The organism is Brevibacillus sp. M2.1A (assembly GCF_013284355.2).
Lineage (GTDB): Bacteria > Bacillota > Bacilli > Brevibacillales > Brevibacillaceae > Brevibacillus.
The window spans coordinates 2,686,521-2,703,052 of record NZ_JABSUY020000001.1 but is presented as its reverse complement, the minus strand read 5'-3'; the positions used below and the strand labels follow the sequence as shown (position 1 = coordinate 2,703,052).

At 40.3% G+C, this 16,532-nt stretch carries 19 protein-coding genes and 2 pseudogenes; 11 read left to right on the top strand and 10 right to left on the bottom strand.

The annotated features are described in order from the left end of the window. Positions 1-75 precede the first annotated feature (75 nt). Positions 76-882 (top strand): DUF2935 domain-containing protein, encoded by an 807-nt coding sequence (locus tag HP567_RS13330; RefSeq protein ID WP_173611539.1) that lies wholly within the window; start codon positions 76-78, stop codon positions 880-882. A gap of 212 nt (positions 883-1,094) precedes the next feature. On the opposite strand, the gene HP567_RS29840 is transcribed toward HP567_RS13330, so the two are convergent. Next, the gene (locus HP567_RS29840) at positions 1,095-1,217 is read right to left on the bottom strand and encodes a hypothetical protein (protein ID WP_255675679.1); all 123 of its coding nucleotides are present in this window, start codon (positions 1,215-1,217) and stop codon (positions 1,095-1,097) included. 177 nt (positions 1,218-1,394) lie between these two features. Here HP567_RS29840 and HP567_RS13325 point away from each other — a divergent pair, with 177 nt between their 5' ends. The 3 genes from HP567_RS13325 (at position 1,395) to HP567_RS13315 (ending at position 3,262) form a co-directional block, all read left to right on the top strand. Then, positions 1,395-2,186: a DUF2935 domain-containing protein gene (locus HP567_RS13325; protein ID WP_173611540.1), complete on the top strand. Its 792-nt coding sequence runs from the start codon at positions 1,395-1,397 to the stop codon at positions 2,184-2,186. A gap of 423 nt (positions 2,187-2,609) precedes the next feature. Further along, positions 2,610-2,762: a hypothetical protein gene (locus HP567_RS13320; protein WP_173611541.1), complete on the top strand. Its 153-nt coding sequence runs from the start codon at positions 2,610-2,612 to the stop codon at positions 2,760-2,762. 254 nt (positions 2,763-3,016) lie between these two features. After that, a complete protein-coding gene (locus HP567_RS13315) occupies positions 3,017-3,262 on the top strand; it encodes a hypothetical protein (RefSeq protein ID WP_173611542.1) in 246 nt (81 codons plus the stop codon). Between the two features lie 204 nt (positions 3,263-3,466). Here the strand turns inward: HP567_RS13315 and HP567_RS13310 are convergent, their stop codons facing one another. Beyond that, positions 3,467-3,721, bottom strand: a complete 255-nt coding sequence (locus HP567_RS13310) for a hypothetical protein (protein ID WP_173611543.1) — start codon at positions 3,719-3,721, stop codon at positions 3,467-3,469. A 328-nt stretch (positions 3,722-4,049) separates the two neighbouring features. On the opposite strand from HP567_RS13310, the gene HP567_RS13305 reads away from it, so the two are divergent. Continuing rightward, the gene (locus HP567_RS13305; RefSeq protein ID WP_173611544.1) at positions 4,050-4,478 is read left to right on the top strand and encodes a NucA/NucB deoxyribonuclease domain-containing protein; all 429 of its coding nucleotides are present in this window, start codon (positions 4,050-4,052) and stop codon (positions 4,476-4,478) included. 303 nt (positions 4,479-4,781) lie between these two features. Here the strand turns inward: HP567_RS13305 and HP567_RS13300 are convergent, their stop codons facing one another. After that, complete coding sequence (locus HP567_RS13300) at positions 4,782-5,378, bottom strand: hypothetical protein (protein WP_173611545.1); 597 nt, start codon at positions 5,376-5,378, stop codon at positions 4,782-4,784. A 1,070-nt stretch (positions 5,379-6,448) separates the two neighbouring features. After that, positions 6,449-6,904, bottom strand: coding sequence for a hypothetical protein (locus HP567_RS13295; protein WP_173611546.1), 456 nt, complete (start codon positions 6,902-6,904; stop codon positions 6,449-6,451). 234 nt (positions 6,905-7,138) lie between these two features. Here HP567_RS13295 and HP567_RS13290 point away from each other — a divergent pair, with 234 nt between their 5' ends. Continuing rightward, entirely contained in the window at positions 7,139-7,324 is a 186-nt protein-coding gene (locus HP567_RS13290; RefSeq protein WP_173611547.1) for a hypothetical protein, read from the top strand. Between the two features lie 207 nt (positions 7,325-7,531). Here HP567_RS13290 and HP567_RS13285 read toward each other — a convergent pair whose 3' ends face one another. Both HP567_RS13285 and HP567_RS13280 read right to left on the bottom strand, forming a co-directional pair. Then, positions 7,532-8,722 carry a hypothetical protein gene (locus tag HP567_RS13285; RefSeq protein WP_173611548.1) on the bottom strand — a complete coding sequence of 397 codons (1,191 nt, stop codon included), beginning with the start codon at positions 8,720-8,722 and terminating at the stop codon, positions 7,532-7,534. Between the two features lie 357 nt (positions 8,723-9,079). Beyond that, positions 9,080-9,505 (bottom strand): hypothetical protein, encoded by a 426-nt coding sequence (locus HP567_RS13280; RefSeq protein ID WP_173611549.1) that lies wholly within the window; start codon positions 9,503-9,505, stop codon positions 9,080-9,082. A gap of 771 nt (positions 9,506-10,276) precedes the next feature. Between HP567_RS13280 and HP567_RS13275 the strand changes: the two genes are divergently transcribed. The 3 genes from HP567_RS13275 to HP567_RS13265 all read left to right on the top strand — a co-directional run bounded on the left by HP567_RS13275 (position 10,277) and on the right by HP567_RS13265 (position 11,883). Further along, entirely contained in the window at positions 10,277-10,657 is a 381-nt protein-coding gene (locus HP567_RS13275; RefSeq protein WP_173611550.1) for a DUF1259 domain-containing protein, read from the top strand. A gap of 231 nt (positions 10,658-10,888) precedes the next feature. Continuing rightward, a complete protein-coding gene (locus tag HP567_RS13270) occupies positions 10,889-11,353 on the top strand; it encodes a DUF421 domain-containing protein (protein WP_229088210.1) in 465 nt (154 codons plus the stop codon). A 197-nt stretch (positions 11,354-11,550) separates the two neighbouring features. Then, complete coding sequence (locus HP567_RS13265; protein WP_173611551.1) at positions 11,551-11,883, top strand: DUF2834 domain-containing protein; 333 nt, start codon at positions 11,551-11,553, stop codon at positions 11,881-11,883. Positions 11,884-12,020: 137 nt separating this feature from the next. On the opposite strand, the pseudogene HP567_RS29995 reads toward HP567_RS13265, so the two are convergent. Next, positions 12,021-12,083 (bottom strand): annotated as a pseudogene (locus HP567_RS29995) (sigma factor-like helix-turn-helix DNA-binding protein); the annotation flags it as partial. A 151-nt stretch (positions 12,084-12,234) separates the two neighbouring features. Continuing rightward, a complete protein-coding gene (locus HP567_RS13260; protein ID WP_173611552.1) occupies positions 12,235-14,034 on the bottom strand; it encodes a S8 family peptidase in 1,800 nt (599 codons plus the stop codon). A gap of 912 nt (positions 14,035-14,946) precedes the next feature. On the opposite strand from HP567_RS13260, the gene HP567_RS13255 reads away from it, so the two are divergent. After that, a complete protein-coding gene (locus HP567_RS13255) occupies positions 14,947-15,069 on the top strand; it encodes a DUF2834 domain-containing protein (protein WP_229088011.1) in 123 nt (40 codons plus the stop codon). Positions 15,070-15,231: 162 nt separating this feature from the next. Here HP567_RS13255 and HP567_RS13250 read toward each other — a convergent pair. Beyond that, a pseudogene (locus tag HP567_RS13250) lies at positions 15,232-15,522 on the bottom strand (sigma-70 family RNA polymerase sigma factor); the annotation flags it as partial. A gap of 23 nt (positions 15,523-15,545) precedes the next feature. Further along, on the bottom strand, positions 15,546-15,797 hold the full coding sequence (locus HP567_RS13245) for a hypothetical protein (protein WP_217367265.1): 252 nt from the start codon (positions 15,795-15,797) through the stop codon (positions 15,546-15,548). A 217-nt stretch (positions 15,798-16,014) separates the two neighbouring features. Here HP567_RS13245 and HP567_RS13240 point away from each other — a divergent pair, with 217 nt between their 5' ends. After that, positions 16,015-16,245, top strand: coding sequence for a helix-turn-helix domain-containing protein (locus tag HP567_RS13240; protein ID WP_255675677.1), 231 nt, complete (start codon positions 16,015-16,017; stop codon positions 16,243-16,245). The last annotated feature ends 287 nt before the right edge of the window (positions 16,246-16,532 follow it).

Below are 16,532 nucleotides of genomic sequence, written 5' to 3'. Positions count from 1 at the left end.
GGGAGTCAAGGTCAATCCGTCACACACTTCTGGGCGCTTTTACATATCTTGATGGGGAGTAAGGAGGGAACAACAGTGAATGAACCTTTAAGAGAAAGTATGTTGTTTGAGCATCGTTTCTGGCTACAAATTCTGGGCGATCATGCCCGCTTTATTTTTCAATCACTCGCTCCGAATGAAGAGCAGGAAATTGAAAGATCCGTATACTATATCATGTCATTCGATAACTTGCTGGATAACGCCAGGCAGAAGCTGTCTTCCGATGAACTGCACACACTCAACCAGCAGGCAAGTGAACTCACGCAACAACTGCGTGATTTTAAACTCCACATTCTGGAAAGGCACCTCATCAGTACAATATCGATCAGTCTTCCCCCAACGTTTATGAACCACATGGTCAATGAACTAGAAGAGTATGAACGAATTTTGCATGCTTTTCTCTCCGGAGGCTTGCCACCTGCCAATCACCCGGTAGAGCTCCATCTTTTGTGGCTATCCGATGCGGTCGGGCATGCAGCCACCATCACTTCCCTTTTGGACATGGTGGAAAAAGACTATCAGCTTAAAAGTGAACAATTTACCAAACAGTTCGAGCATTTTTACCTAAAAGCGGTGGAATTAGCCGGGTATCTCCGAACAAACTTGAATAACTTCCCGGCATTACGCCGTTTTAACCATCAAGCAGAAATGGAAATGAAGCTTTTTCAGGTATTTTTGCATGAATTGGAAGAGATGCGGATGCGTGATGAATTGCTTGGAGTTTTATCCCCGCTCATGGCCGACCATATGTCTCGAGAAGAATGCTACTATTTGATGAAGCTATCTGAGGTTTCCGACGTGCCGTCACCAGACTGTTTCCCCACCAGACCGCGAATCGAGTAAAAGATTAACCTTGTTCATCACCAGGCGAAAGCGAAAGGCTTTACGCCTCTTTTTCATTCTTTCTTTACGATATCCACTTATGCATAAGCAAGCAGGAAGCTGTCCTCATATCCTATTAGTACCAACGTTAAGGGGGTAGTGTCATGGATCCAATTGAGCATCATAGACAGCGTATGCATCACCACATGCGGCAAGCAGAACGTTTTCGCTCTCTAGCTTTTGAACATCGTCATGATCGACTGCGTCATCATACCTTTCGAGAAAGAGAACACTTCCATCGCATGAGGGCCCATCACCACAGAACGCAAATGCATTCGATGCGTCGTTTTTGACATGGAAAACTCCCGTTACAGGGAGTTTTTTTCGTGGGACAAGCCAGAAAACACCAGAATTTTTTTAATTCTGTGCTCCTGCCCATTCACGAAACTGGGTAAACGCATAGACATACATTATGTGTGATCAAAAGTGGAAAATGGGCTATGAACTGCTCAAATCCTATCCGGAGGTACTACATGACAAATGTTTTTGTTGATCGATCATTAGAGGAAATACGTTTTTGGTCTCGTATCATGAAAGAACACTCCCTGTTTCTCAAATTGGGCTTTAACTGCGAAGACACAAAATTGATTGAAGAAGCGAATCGCTTTTACAGTATTTTTGAAGAAATTGAAAACCAATCACTTGCCTTTTCTTCTGACATCGACCCTCAACGAATCTATGACTTTAATCAGCTTGTTCACAATGCCGTTTCCTATATTTGGGCTTTCAAACGCAAAGTACTCGGACTTATTATTCATTGCAAAATCGGTGGTAACAACTTTCCGCTGTTGGTCGATCATGTGAGCAGGGAAGCTGCCTATTTTCGGAATCGATTAGAACAATTGAATACGGGAAACCTTGATCCCTTACCAGATGCGGTGATTAATGAAAATGTCTTTTTCCTACGAATCATGGCTGACCATGCGAAATTTATTAACCATTTGCTCGATCCTTCCGAAAGAAAGCTAGTGGATCAAGCTAGAGAATTCAGCCATGATTTTGATCAATTATTGTTCCAAGCTCAGGATCTTGATTCCATGCGTCCCCAGTCTCAAACGAAACCGTTACTGAATCAATTTGTCGATCAAAATCGTGTATCTGTCCGCCAATTGCGTGACTTCAAAAAAACAGCTCGTGATCTCATTGAGGAATGCAAAATTAAGAGCATAATCCCCCCATTGCTCGCTGACCATGTATTTAGAGAAGCCTCGCATTTTTTAGAGATTTTAGATGCCTTTGAAGTATCCCTTACACACGCAAAGTAGTGAAACAAGAGGAACATCTTCAATCTAAATAAAATTCACCCGTAAGCTTGTCAATTAATGAAAAGTGTATCTTACGAGCACGTCTTTAACGCTCGCTTTTCGATATATAGGATACTTTTGAACCCGTCTCCTAAAAACAGGAGCGGGAAAGTATACGATTCAATTTGCCTGGTTTGAAGTGATGGAATATACCAAAAAACACGAAGAGGCACCTCCTATCAGACAGGATGGTGCCTCATTGTCTTATTAACTAAGAAAGTCTGGGTACCAAATATGAATACATAATGCCCGTTACTACAAAGATCCAAATTACTTAAAACGGTTTATTCCGTCCATTTTTGTCACTTGAGAACACTCGTACAGTCAAAAGGAAAATTATGTTAATACCTTATTTTAGACCCATCCTAAAGGAGGACATATCCCATGAAAAAAAAGAAAGCTAATTCTAAGAAATACAAGAAAGTAAATGGTCAATTGGTGCAATATTCATCTTATTATCCAGCTCAAGCTGGAGGGTGTATCTGGATTTGCATGCGTCATGGGTGCGGTTGGTGGTGTCCGGAACGCGAGATGTAATGTGAGCCTGCTCCAATAAACACCATGCTAACCAGCATTGGTTGTACTATTACCACTCCCTGCTTATTAGGGAGTTTTTCTTATCACCATTCTCTTTGACATTTTCATTTTTCTATGTTTCCAGATCCACCTGCTAAATGGATCGGTCTAATGGCATTCACCATGACAAAATTTATAATTACCCCTGTGTTAAGTGGACTTAATCAGTCTATCTGTTAAAATTGTTGTAAAAAGGGAATTGTTGGTGATCCTTTATGAAAAATAGACCTCTTTGGTTCCATATCTTTTCAGTCGTTGCCTTCTCTATTGCAGTAGTGAATATTTTTACACATGTGGCTTTTTTAAGAATAGTAACGATGATATGCCTTGCCGTTGTCATGGCTTCTTTAGGATCATTTGAACTGAAGAAAAACCGTAAGATGGCCTTTGCTCTGTTTGGTGTAGCTGCTTTTCAGGTTTTCGTGTTGGCAGAAATGTTTTATGTCACCGCTACAAAATAACTTTTTTGTTGAAATACTATTCACAAGGTTTTCTTGTGATTTAGTCGCTTTCACTCCACTTATTTTTCCAGTCACCATTACTGACGTTAAGCAACTTGACCATGTACTTATGGGAGCGCCATTTCCTTTTATTCAGCAAGATGTTTCAAGTATTGTTCCTTGGGATTTGATCAATTACAAAGTTTATTTCAAGCATCCGTTTGACTATCCGACAACCTGCTGATCAACTACGGATGCTTCGTATCCTTCACCGGTAATCCCCACATATTGTTCGGGTGCTAACTTTCCTCGCTCCAAAAAACGCGCGACATCTTCTGCCATATCCTCTTCGAACCGATACAACAAGCGAATATACTTCGTGTAATCTATGCCTTCTTTTGTATTTATCGATTCTTTGATCGATTCCCCCGTGTTAACTTCTTTCGTAAAATCTGCTGCTCCTGTTTTTGTAATCCCCACGGTGATCGGACCCCCTTTAAATAACTCCACGTTGACGATGGAGTTCTGCGCACTTTTATTGGACCCCAGTTTGAGCTGTACTGCGTCTACCACTTCGTGGGTTTCCATGCCAAGGACGTCGATTAAGGTGATTTCATTCACCATACGTCTTTATCTGTTTTTTGAATAAGCTTTTTCCTTAATGAAAAGTACACACGATAACTCAAGTAACCATAACACTTCCCACCTCTGATAAAGGTTAACAGAGGGTTTTAAGCATTCACAACGCTTCGATATAATGTTTGGCGGTGTTATTATTGATAAAGAACTTACATTGGAGGACAAAAGCATGACACAGAAAAAAATGCTGGTGTTGATTGTGGCGTTAATGATCGGCGCCGCCTATTTCTTTGGGCTTGTTCCAATAGAGAACAAAACAGTCAGCAACGGGAACGTAGACCATACGATTGTTTTTCCGTCTGATCGATACCCTCAGACTGCAAAGCATATTAAAGAAGCGGTTGCCTCTGGGAAGTCAGCTGTATGCACAATTGACCGCAGTGGAGCACATGAAAATCGCGAAGAATCACTCAAAGGCATTCCTACAAAAAAGGGGTTCGATCGAGACGAATGGCCGATGGCAATGTGTGCTGAGGGTGGAACAGGGGCACATATCGAATACATATCTCCCTCAGATAATCGCGGTGCTGGATCGTGGATTTCCAATCAACTAGAGGATTTTCCAGACGGAACCAAGGTTGAAATCTTGGTCAAATAAGGTCTCTATTTTGTGAACTTGCATTGATACGAATAAACACTTCACAGTAAAATACCCGTCTCCTTAAAACAGAGACGGGTTAGCTATTTTTAGATTTCATTTGAACATATCGTTTTTGGACTGCCAACCATTACTGGCTTTGTTGTGATGTTTGTGCAGGTCACGGTGTCCTCCTATATGCACGACTGTTAAATTGTCTGTTACAATTGCTGCAATCATATACGGAAAAATTAAGTAGGTTTGCAGGATTAAAACACTTTCCCTCTCGATTTTGCGGGGGGAACGTGTCTAATGTCATTAATTTTAATCAAGTTGTAATTGACTTTCGTTATTTACCTGCAATCCTTTGGCCACTCCATTAGGAGACTGCAATTCACCTTCTTCTTCGAGGAATTTCCCTTGATAAACCCCTTTAATTACGTACGCATCTTTGGCAACGGGACCTTCATATTTTTCTAAGTATACGTACGCTTTTTCACCTGTTTCAAATACCTCATTACCTTCAAAAGTATACTCTGTTCCATCTTTATATCCGCCGGTCTCTAGTATTTTGATCACATTTTCCGGCTCTACATCACCCTTATACACTTGTTTGACTTTTGCATCACTACGGGTAAATACGACGTTTTTATACTGGAAGCTCTCCGATACATTGATTTCAACCTTGGCAATCACTTCAGCGCTTTCATTAAGCTTTTGGATACTGTCGAAGTCCTCTACGACCTCTCCCGATACATCTACTTTTTTTATAGTCTGCTTATCACTTTTTGCTGGTTTATGAGATGTTTGGTCGTAAGCACGAATCGTTTGGATTTTATAAGAATCTAAAAATAGATAGCCCCCGCCAAAAAGAAAACCTACTATTAGTGTTGATAATATAAATTGTCTATTTTTCTTCATTTCATTTTTCGTCCTTCCCATTTCTTTTTTACATGAACTCATATCATCCATGTAATAAGAGTTTGGATCCAGCGTACGGAGACTTCCTCCGTTTCTATTTTGTTAAAAAAGGTAGAATACTACAGCATTTCTACATGTAAATATATGTAATTTCCCCACTTACTTTGACGAATGATTCTCTCTTTTGTTTCACGACTAGTCCCCAATTTCTTCTTGGAAGTCGCTTCTTTTTTGCTGATAATTAAATAGCATGTCTTAGCCTGTGAACATGAGAAGAACGTGCCAATTTTAAAAAACCGACTCATGATTCAAGATCGTTATTGGCTCACATAGTCAGTCTGAAGTAGCTTTTTACCTTTCGTCCAGTTTCCTGTATTCGGCAACAAATCAATGAACGTATCAAAATATCCAAAACTATTTCGTTCATTTTTAAGACATCGTCTGCACTTACTTGTTTAAAACCTGCTTTCTAACATGTCGGTGTAATAAGATGCTGGTACACGCACGGAAGTGATATGTCCATGACCATAGTCCGAAAGATCCGAATCCATATTTAGGAGTGAGAACAAAATGATCCTGCTTAAAAAGTTCAGTCTTTGGCTAACTTTGGTCAGTATTTTGATTTGCCTATTCGATTTTTTAGCGAATGATACGAAACACATCTTATTTATGGTGACAAACCCCATCCTCAATGAAATCGTTTATATGGAATCGTTCAAACATTGGATAATGGAAGTGCATCAGGATGCTAATAGTACCATTCTTCCTACTGGGTATCTACTGCATGTCATTACTTACTTCTTGTTTGGACTATTGATTGACTTAGTACTTACATTTAGAAAAAAACAACTTCAAAACAATTAAAAAACAAAGGGGACGTGTCCAAACAACATGCCTCCTTTGTTTTTTAAGCTCATTTATTTGCAATTACTTCACTACACTCACGAGGTCCTCTACATTGATCCAATCTGCTGCCCAGTCGCTCACTCGACCGACGAAGCACTTCATCAGTGCTGTAAATTTCCCCTGTCGCTGAGTGAACATGCTGGCATACTCCAAGTCACCCAAAATTAATTTTCAACTACAGAACCCCTCATATAAACCGGAACACTTGCATAATTAGCAAATTCCAGGTAATATGTCCCGGGCTCCAGAATAAAGTCCTCCTCCTTATAATCTCTTGCCACTATCGACATAGACACACTTTTTCTGTCACCGAGTCTAATAATACTTACCTTTGAATCTGGATAAACCGGAGCCCAAATGATATTAGCTGTATTGACTTTCAACTTTACTGATTTTGTAGAGTCTACCGTAAATGTTTCTGAGTTGTGCCAACGATCTACTCTAGAAATATCAAAAGAAATAAGAACCTGACCTTGGGCATTGGCTTGGACTTTCTCTTGATTGAGTTTCTGGATCGAATTCTGTGTGCTATCACTCGCAAATGCAGCTTGAGTACCAATCGTTAAAGCGGAAGCAGCAACAGCACATAACAGAGTATTTTTAAATTTGCCTCTCAACATCTTATCCCTCTCTCTATTTTACATTTAATTACATTTTTAGTTTATTTATACAATTCAGTAACTGCAATAGTTTTTTAGACAAAATATCACACCCCATACTGAGCAGGTAACGAGTAGCCAAACATTTCATCATTGATTCAGTTCTACAAGACTCCCGAGAAAATTAAAAAGCGTCGTTAAACCGTGAGTTTGTGATCATTTGAAAAATCCCAAGTGTGTTAGATTACACCATAGATGGAGAAGATAACTATCGTTACTCTTGAAAAACTCTTCAAGGAGGGAACGAATTGGGGAAATATCGCTGTTATTACTGTGAACGTGAAACCGACAGCGTTCGCCAAATCACGTTTTTCCAAGGTAAGCAGGATCGCGATGAACTATTATGCGATACCTGTCATGCTGACTGGATCGAATCCCTAAAGAGTGAGCCATAGGCAGGGTAACACTTCCCACTCCCACCCATAGTGAATGTGCTATAGGGTGGGTCTTTTTTTGTCCATCCTCCTCCGCTCATACGGCTTGTAAAAAGTAGGAAGGAAACATAAAAAAAGCACCACACGGGTGCTTTTGTTTGATAATGGTACAGATCATAATGTTTTACATAAAGTTTATAGATGCGTCGTAAGCTCACCGAATATGGTCCAGGACGCTTTTCATGACCTGCGGCGAGTCCTGCCGGTCGAATAAATTGTAGCGGGCCTTGACTGTTTGATATACCTGATTCAGCGCTTTTTGGCTCTTCGTTTTCCGGTACTCACTCACAAGTTTGGTGAAGGAAGGATGCCGGATTACGTCTGTTCGCCAGTCCCACACGCGCGGTTTTTGGACTTCTCGCCGGACCTGTTCCACCATCTCTATTACTTTTGGTGCAAGAGAGGCGCTGAGCTGTGCTTCGGCTTTTTTCTTCTCTGGAAGATCAGATAGCATCACATAGTTAGGTAGGGAAGACAGCGGCTTGTTGTTGATATGCAACAATTCGCCTGAAGAGTTATGCACAGCCTCTAGCAATAAGTCCTGATTGACTTCGTATTGAAAATACTCCCATCCAGTCGCCGTTTTTTTACTAGGCAAAAACAGATGGATGAAGTCGAGCATATTTGTGTAGTACGGCTGTGACTGCGGATACACATACCCTTTTGCATCGACCTGGAATCCCGGCACTCCCACCTCTATTGCCCAGCGAACCGCTTCACTTTGGCTGTCCTTGGGAGCTACACTCCCCTTATAAGGCCTCGCTTTCTTGTACATGCGGTACAACGTCTCCGCAACAAATTGCTTCGTAAGCCGCTGATCTTTCAGTTCCTCAGGCTGTACGTACCCCGCCTGGACAAGTGCGTTTATCCGCGCTTTTAATTCTATTTCCCCCCGCTTTTGCCGCAACTCGCCTCCCCATTGACCAGATGCTTGCTGGTCCAATATTTGCTTGCTGATGGCAGCCGGATCATATCCTTGGGGATAGACGGGATCCAATATCCCGATCTCATTGTACAGGGCAAGTAAATACCCATCTTTAGAGACGCTGAATTCATCGATCATGAAACCGCGCGGCGTGTCTGTACCGTTTAGATCGCCGACGATTTCCGTGAGGTCTCTTCTGTTTTTGTCCAAGATGCTGGCCGGATGCGGATTTTTGATCTTGAGCGCTCCTTTTAGGAGATAATGAAAAACTTCTTTTTCTTCCAGCGTATTGACCGTTGGCATTTTGTAGGCAATGCGATAAGAGGCCGCCGTTGCCGCTGCTGCCTCTTGAATTGGATAGGCGATCTGCCCGACAGACAGAACGGCTGCGATTGCAGCGATAAACACAACCTTTTTCATGTATTTGTTACCTCCTCATTGGGGCAAGGGTATCGGAATTTGATTCACGGGTGTTTGCAAAATACATCTGTTAGACGCACCTTTCTTGAATAAAGTTACATCACACCCATAATTCCCCGAAGATATCCAACCTCCGGGCAGAAGTCTCCGCCGCAAGCCAATCCTTATACCTATTGCGGCCACAGGTTATAAGAAGTGGTGCAGAAGATAAATCTGCACATTGTGACAGGATCGGCGTATTCGAAATATGAGAAGTACAGAACAAGAGGCTAGGACTGGAACCTTTGCCTAATGAGCTAATTTTGCAAAAAAAAAGCACCGCGTGGGTGCTTTTATGTCTATATATTCAGTTAGCAATTATTTTAACCAAAAATTAATAACCGTATCCCAACCTTTTTCCCCTCTAATTTCCACCGGAGCTGATACTGCGAGTACTCTATTGTTTTCGTCTACAGCATAAGCATGTATTCTGTATAGTTTTCCAATTCTCAAACTATAAATTTTTGAGCTAGTAGTGTAAGAAGTACCAGTCATATCCTCGTATCCATCGGTTACATTGTACCGAACCCACTTATATCTATCTGCACCTGGAATATAATTAAACTTCACCCCAATGTCTTGAAACATATCTTCATACTTTTCATCTTCGTTAGAAGATATTTTTGATGGTGAATATTTAGCGCTTGCAGAAAGTGCAGGTGATTGCTGTCCCTCCTGTGCAAATGCAGGTACAGCTGAAGTTAATAGTGCCAATGTTGCTAAACTAGTCAGAAACTTTTTCATCGAAAAACACTCCTTTTATTTCTTATTTTTACCCGCCCTCAGAAGAGAAGCAAGTTAACGGGGGAGTGGACTTGGTTGCCGACATTCAAATGTTACAGAGAACTTTTTCTTTTTCCATCTCCTACCATTTTTTACAAAAACATCGTAACACGTGCCCTTAAATAGTACAAGTGTATTTTTTAAAATTATTCCAGGATTTTTTTCGGCAAAGGTCTCCGACTCGAGCCAAGAACTTACTCTGCTCAGAATGTCCCCCGTTCGTAAGTTCACATTCTTCATCACCCATGAATTCGCTCAGGTACGCTATTGTAAGGGATAGACGGTATCTCCGAAATACTACTTTCGCTTGCTCTTGACTCAAAATTACCGATTGCACCATTTTAAATCGCCCTGCCTTTTATCCCCGATTTTCTCAGGGTTTTATCTAGGTTTTTTTCGGTCTTTCTGCCATAAAAAAAACACTCAGATCATCCCGAGTGCCAGAGCAATTTGACGTATAGCATCTTTTTTCTTTCGTAATACCTGTCCTTGGTCAAACCCATTTCAAGATAAAGGATTGATATCTTTTACCCCTGATTAGCTAAGATATTTCTCCTCGATACCTTCTTCCCCAGCTACGCGTCTCAAATTCCTTTTCTCCAATAGCCATTAATGTAGTAATCCCATTGCTATTATCATTTCACTTGTACATGCACCCTTTTTTACCTCTGTCCAGAACCTCTTATTCTCTTCTACATAGAATGCATTAAATCAAGAAAAGGAGGATCACACTTGAAGATACCGAAAAGTTTATGCGATCGTATAGCCAAAATTCTGGGTGGGACAGGCATGTCAAATGATACTTGTTCTATCACGATTCAGCGTAATCTCAATGCAACAATCTTGGGCAAACCATATGATACTGAGCATGAAATTACCATTGAATCCCTCGATAAAGAAGGAAATACCTTGAATACGGGGGAATTTACACTCCTGCAAAACGAAGTCCAAAAATTTATTGACGCTGTTCGTAAGGAAGGGTTTATCGTTTCTGCCCTGCACAATCACTGGCTCTTTGATAAGCCACGTCTCATGTATTTGCATATTGAATCCGTTGAACCCCCCATAGAGTTTGCAAAGAAGCTACGACGTGCTTTGAATGTACTGAAATAACTAACCCTAGAGGCGCTAAGCGTATAAAAGCTTAGCGCCTCTTTCATTGCCTGCCGTTATCGTTTCGATTGTTTTGTTGCCTACTCGTCTCCTTGCTACATACTTTCATCGTCTTCCCCCCTTTTAGTAAATCGTGTGGTTTAAAAATTCTTCCTGCCAATTGGGCAACCTATACCATCATGAATGCGGAGGTATTAAACTTTTCTATTAGCAGCAGTTTTGGTCGTGGTCATGATGTTGATGGAATACCTGGAGATTAAGTCTAACGGATTCGAAACTTTTATTACGGGCAAGGCAGTTCATGTAATTGAAAATGGGCAATTGGTTGAAAGTAACATGCGCAAACTCAGGCTAACAGCTGATAAGCTTGAAATGAGACTACGGCAAGCTGGAATCTCAAGTATCTCTGATGTTGAGTGGGCTACAATTGAAGTTAGTGGGAACTTAGGATATCAACTTAAATTGGAAAAGCAACCTGCTACGAAAGAAGACATCCAAAGGTTAATTGATGTTCTTGAGAACCGAATTCCACATACAGAACCCTTTGTACCCAATAACATTTTTTCAGAGATTAAATATGGACATCAAAATCCACACCCAACCAATCTCCAGCAAGCATGCATTCGCATTCTACCAGGGCTGCAAGATAGTTTTGCCGCTCTCTATTTCCCTGATGATTTCTTCGTTATTGACTAAGTACACATTTTGTTCATACTCTCTTCGTTGGATCCCTTCAAGCTTTTCATGTTAACTACATAATTGTTCACCATGGTATTTAGTATTTCGAGCAATGCGAAGATTCCCTAAATTGTAAAAAAGTAACTCTAAAACGAATTGAAGTTGACTCTTTATTGACTGTATAATATCCCCAAAAATAAAGGGGGAGGTAAAGAATGAAAAACCTATATTTGTTACTGGCAATTTTGGGAGCTGTCTTGCCTTACAGTTATTTCATTCCGTTCCTTCGTGCAAATGGATTAGATATCAAGCTCTTTACATCGGAACTTTTTGCAAACGACATTTCTTCGTTTTTTGCAACCGATTTTCTTATCTCATGCTTAATTTTCTGGGTATTCCTTTTTCAAGAAGTTCGAAAGCATCACATTAAGCATTGGTGGATTTACATAGTCGCAACTTTAACTATTGGGCTATCATTTGCTTTTCCTCTGTTTCTTTACTTCAGACAAAAAACCATAGATGGGAAGGATAGTTATCGTTCCTCTTGAAAAACTCTGTGCGGATACAATCATACTTGAGTTATTCGCACAGCAATCACCCGTAAGACGGCTGGCTGAAAGAATGCCTCTCTCACTGGTGATTTTTCCAAGTGATTTTCCTTTATTCCCTTACCTTTTATCTTCAACAACTTCATCAACGCTCGCTTTTCGATATGGGATACATACGAACGAGATATACCCAGCTCACGGTCGTGATTCTGTCGAAAGCCTCCCAATAAAAAAGCCCCGTCCAGAGACGGGTCAGAGTGTAGATGAAATTCCTTTCTGATTAAATAAGGAAGCTTTTAGGGATTCAAATATAGCTCCCTTTCTTTGAAATGTCATGATAAAACTCGCACGTTACCATTTTAGTGTAATATTATCGACAAAAGCTGAATCAGACCCACTACTCCCACTACCATCTTTTACATACCTTAAAGTAATTGTATGGAGTCCGAATTGAATCGGAGTCTCGAACTTTGACCAAGAAACGTTACCAGATACACTCAGAACTTTCATTCCTCCAATCAAAATTCCAAAAAAATCGTAGTTACTTTCTGAGCTAACTTTATAATCCATAGACAAAATTGCACTAGAGACAGTTGTAGGAATACTTAAATTAAAACTAAATCTGGATTCTTGTCCGTCGGAAATATCTTTATTGGTAAAACTGTATGTGCCATCATATCGATCTAAATTGGTACGTACCCAGTCGCCCGAGAAGTCAAATGCATGTTGTGCATCTTCAAAGTCCTCCTTAACTACAGTTGGAGTTAAGCTATACAGTTCTAATGTAAAAGGACCTGTTTGAGAGTCATCTTCTCCAGAAACGCTAATGAAAACAGTTTTTCCAGCATCAAGAAATACAGCTGCATTCGTTACTCCTGTCACTGTTCCATACGGACTAAACCCTAGCAATTTATAACTTTCATCATAAACACGAATATGAGTTTTCATTTGATTAGTTGTTTTAAACAAGTATCTGGCGGATATTGGAGCCACATATTTAAAATGTTTTACACCACTATTAACTAAATTGCTATTCGTATGAGAACCTGTAATGGTAGTAGCGCTAGACGTTAATTTCCCTGTATATGCATTTCGTGAGGTCCACGGGGAAATAACCATTCCCTTTCCAAAGACGACATCCATGCCATCTTTCCCCAACTCTTCTACATTTGACAAAATCAAATTTTTAATTTGACTAGCCGTATAAGAAGGATTCATTTGCCAATACAAGGCAGCTAGTCCTGTTACGTGAGGAGTTGCACAAGAAGTACCATGAAATAATCCGTACTCCTTAGAAATATCATAATGATTAATCCCATTTCTATTGGCGCTTGAAGGAATGGTTGTCATCACATTATGACCAGGAGCAGACACATCCAATTCCGGACCACGACTTGAATATACGGCAGGTTCTTTATTAGCCTTTAAACACCCTACAGATAATACAAAATCGTATCTTGCTGGATAAATCATATTGTCATTCATTGCCCCGCCTACATTTCCTTCATTACCCGCACCACAAATTATTAGAATGTCATGAAACAATGCAGCATCTCGAAAGGCGATCTTACGGTTTTCCACATCTACAATTCCACCAAAGCTGCAATTAATAATTTTTACTCCTTGGCTAACCAACCACTCTATTGCTTCGATTTGAGCTGCTACGTCCAAACCATTTCCAGTTTCGCGGGTAATTTTTGCACAATAAAGAGACGCTCTTGGAGCAATTCCCACATAACCTTTATCATTGTTACGCGCGCCAATAATTCCTGCAACTGATTTTCCGTGACCCAGGTAATCAGACTCTGGTGGCGTTGTATATCCATAGACTGCTGCATAAGCGTTATAGCGGCCTGCATATACAATGTCCTCATGATTTGCGAAACCTGAGTCAATAATACCCACTTTTACACCTGCACCCGTGTATCCTTTAGAAACGAATTCTGGTAAACCAATTAATGCAGATGGCCATTCTGGTGGGTTCTGTGCCATTAAGGGCTGGTCTTCAATATTCTCCTCCACCGCGAGAATGTCCGGGTCATTTCTTAACGAAACAAGTAAACTTTCATCTGGATCACTGATAATAAAGGTACGAGGTAAATTCTTGAGTTCTTTTTGTACTTTGGCTCCGTGCTTAATTAACTTTTGCATGTTACTTTCATGTACTTCTTTTAATGTCGTTCTCTTGAACGGTTCTCCTTAAAAGAGACCAAGTAAATTTTTTTCTTCATAAATTTTCTCTCCTTTGATTTGTGAATTTTCTGATCAGATAGCAAAAAGAAAAGCCACCCAGTGTTCCCGAATGGCTTATTTCTTATTTGCTTGTCCCCATTTTATCAAAGAGTCTTGTTAGCTTGCAGAATAATACTATATTTTAAATTTATGTAATTAATTGTCAACCTAGTAAGCCCACCATATTAAACTTGGTTTTCAAAAGAAAAAGCACCGCGTAGGTGCTTAATTTAAACTATTTCTTATTAGTATCGCTGTGACAAAAACCCCTGCGATACTTGGAAGAATAATTTTCGAACTAACAACAATTTCAGGTATTGAAATTCCAAGATAAACTTCTGGCAAAATATCACCCCCTATACTTCCATTCTGAGGTAATGGCAGGCGCTTGTCTATATCAAAAACTCCACTCTTTCGGCAGAGGCCTCCGCCGCAAGATAATCCTTACGCCTACTGCGGTCACAGGCTGTGGAGGTGGTGCAGCAGGTAATTCGGCACACTTGAGACAGAATTGACTTATACGAATATGAGGGAGACTGGAGAAGGGGAGAGTGGCCGGAGCCGTAGGCCTCGCATGTAGTCCCTTGTCCGGTAAATCCCAGCAGATTAATTCGCGATTTTCCAAGTTCCAAGTTCCGAGAGAGATTCCCGAAAATTGGAAACCACTGTAAGACAATGCAAAAAAGAAATAATTGCATGGTTTCTTGCTACGCTCGTCTCAATTTGTGCCTTCAGGCTCAAAATGTCCCCCTCTCGTTAAGGTCACAGATTTGCTCAGGTACGCCATTGATAAGGAATAGACGGTATCTCCCAAAAAGGGGGAAGTAAAGAATGAAAAACCTATATTTGTTACTGGCAATTTTGGGAGCTGTCTTGCCTTACAGTTATTTCATTTCGTTCCTTCGTGCAAATGTATTAGATATCAAGCTCTTTACATCGGACAAAAAACCATAAATGGGAAGGATAGCTATCGTTCCTCTTGAAAAACTCTATGCGGATACAATCATAGTTGAGCTATTCGCACAGCAATAGCAATCACCCGTAAGATGGCTGGCTGAAAGAATGCCTCTCTTACGGGTGATTTCCCCAAATGATTCTCCTTTATTCCCTTACCTTTTATCTTCCCTGCGGCTGTTTCGTTCGATAAAACTCATTAAACAACTTCATCAACGCTCGCTTTTCGATACGGGATACATACGAACGAGATATGCCCAGCTCACGTGCAATTTCACGCTGTGTCTTTTCTTTGTCCTGATCCAGCCCAAACCTGCCGATGATCACCTCTTTTTCGCGCTCATCGAGGATGTGTATGTGCTGATAAATTTTACTGGACTCTAACTTGAGCTGCACAGCGTCGACCACTTCGTCGGTTTCTGTGCCAAGGACGTCGATTAAGGTGATTTCATTTACATCTTATGCATAGATGTGTTTTATTTTAATTTGCTTCCAATGTACATCCCATCATTAAAACCTGCTTTGTACGCATGCTTTACAACGATATTCGTTTTTAAAACATATATATTTTCAATTTTATTTATGAGGTCTAAAGATATTGAATTTGATGATTCAAGCTGTCTTAACAGTTTAATCAACTCTTCATATAACTGGTTTGTTTGTTCTTCACAAGCATCAGAAACCTCTAAGATCCTCTGTTCAATAGCTGGTTCTAACCACTTCAACATCATCATACCTCCTTTTCGAATTCATAGGAAAACTGCACACTTTTTCCCGTTTGTTTATATGTACAACATTTTTGTACAAAACAATAAATGTACAGGATCATTATACCACCTTTCATCGAAATTATTAGTCTTTTTAACAACATGAATCTCATAAATTTGTTAATTATGTTATGATGCTAAGAAATGCAAGTTTAGCTTTAAACAAAGGACTGAAAATATGGCTCTCCAGAAAGGGAGATGCCGACTGCCTGAAATCCTAAGAAGCCGAATGATGAAACCGGCTGAATTCTCTCGTCGCATGGGTGTGACTGAGTCCATTGTAAGTCGCTGGATTTCTGAAGAGCGCGAGATGAGTTATGAAAATGCTGTTCTGGCTGCTCGTATCCTCGACTGTCATGCTGAGGATTTTTACGAATGGATCGATGTAAAAAAAGGCAATCGGCAGTGAGCTTTCAAGCTCCTCCTCTGGGGTAAAACTTGACATATAGTCAAGTTTTGTGATGTGCCGACTTGCATAAACAGGTGTTCTGCATGCTTTCAAAAACATGTTGTTCTACAAAACCTTTATCTACAAATATGGTAAAACCCCTCGATTTGTTCATGGACATCCATCCCCCTCTTGCCTTTTTATCCCTATATGTGGAAAATAATAACACTGAATTTGAGTTTGGAAATCTCCTTTAGAAGGGGGGGTCAATTTTTGTTGACTAATGTCAGATTATCGTGTATTATATC

Bases quoted from the DNA above. Each gene is read 5' to 3' on its own strand.
- HP567_RS13240 (WP_255675677.1), top strand. From the start codon at position 16,015: ATGGCTCTCCAGAAAGGGAGATGCCGACTGCCTGAAATCCTAAGAAGC.
- HP567_RS13295 (WP_173611546.1), bottom strand. From the start codon at position 6,904: ATGTTGAGAGGCAAATTTAAAAATACTCTGTTATGTGCTGTTGCTGCT.
- HP567_RS13270 (WP_229088210.1), top strand. From the start codon at position 10,889: ATGATGTTGATGGAATACCTGGAGATTAAGTCTAACGGATTCGAAACT.
- HP567_RS13265 (WP_173611551.1), top strand. From the start codon at position 11,551: ATGAAAAACCTATATTTGTTACTGGCAATTTTGGGAGCTGTCTTGCCT.
- HP567_RS13280 (WP_173611549.1), bottom strand. From the start codon at position 9,505: ATGAAAAAGTTTCTGACTAGTTTAGCAACATTGGCACTATTAACTTCA.
- HP567_RS13300 (WP_173611545.1), bottom strand. From the start codon at position 5,378: ATGAAGAAAAATAGACAATTTATATTATCAACACTAATAGTAGGTTTT.
- HP567_RS13325 (WP_173611540.1), top strand. From the start codon at position 1,395: ATGACAAATGTTTTTGTTGATCGATCATTAGAGGAAATACGTTTTTGG.
- HP567_RS13245 (WP_217367265.1), bottom strand. From the start codon at position 15,797: ATGTTGAAGTGGTTAGAACCAGCTATTGAACAGAGGATCTTAGAGGTT.
- HP567_RS29840 (WP_255675679.1), bottom strand. From the start codon at position 1,217: ATGTCAAAAACGACGCATCGAATGCATTTGCGTTCTGTGGTGATGGGC.
- HP567_RS13260 (WP_173611552.1), bottom strand. From the start codon at position 14,034: ATGCAAAAGTTAATTAAGCACGGAGCCAAAGTACAAAAAGAACTCAAG.
- HP567_RS13285 (WP_173611548.1), bottom strand. From the start codon at position 8,722: ATGAAAAAGGTTGTGTTTATCGCTGCAATCGCAGCCGTTCTGTCTGTC.
- HP567_RS13255 (WP_229088011.1), top strand. From the start codon at position 14,947: ATGAAAAACCTATATTTGTTACTGGCAATTTTGGGAGCTGTCTTGCCT.
- HP567_RS13305 (WP_173611544.1), top strand. From the start codon at position 4,050: ATGACACAGAAAAAAATGCTGGTGTTGATTGTGGCGTTAATGATCGGC.
- HP567_RS13320 (WP_173611541.1), top strand. From the start codon at position 2,610: ATGAAAAAAAAGAAAGCTAATTCTAAGAAATACAAGAAAGTAAATGGT.
- HP567_RS13315 (WP_173611542.1), top strand. From the start codon at position 3,017: ATGAAAAATAGACCTCTTTGGTTCCATATCTTTTCAGTCGTTGCCTTC.
- HP567_RS13290 (WP_173611547.1), top strand. From the start codon at position 7,139: ATGGAGAAGATAACTATCGTTACTCTTGAAAAACTCTTCAAGGAGGGA.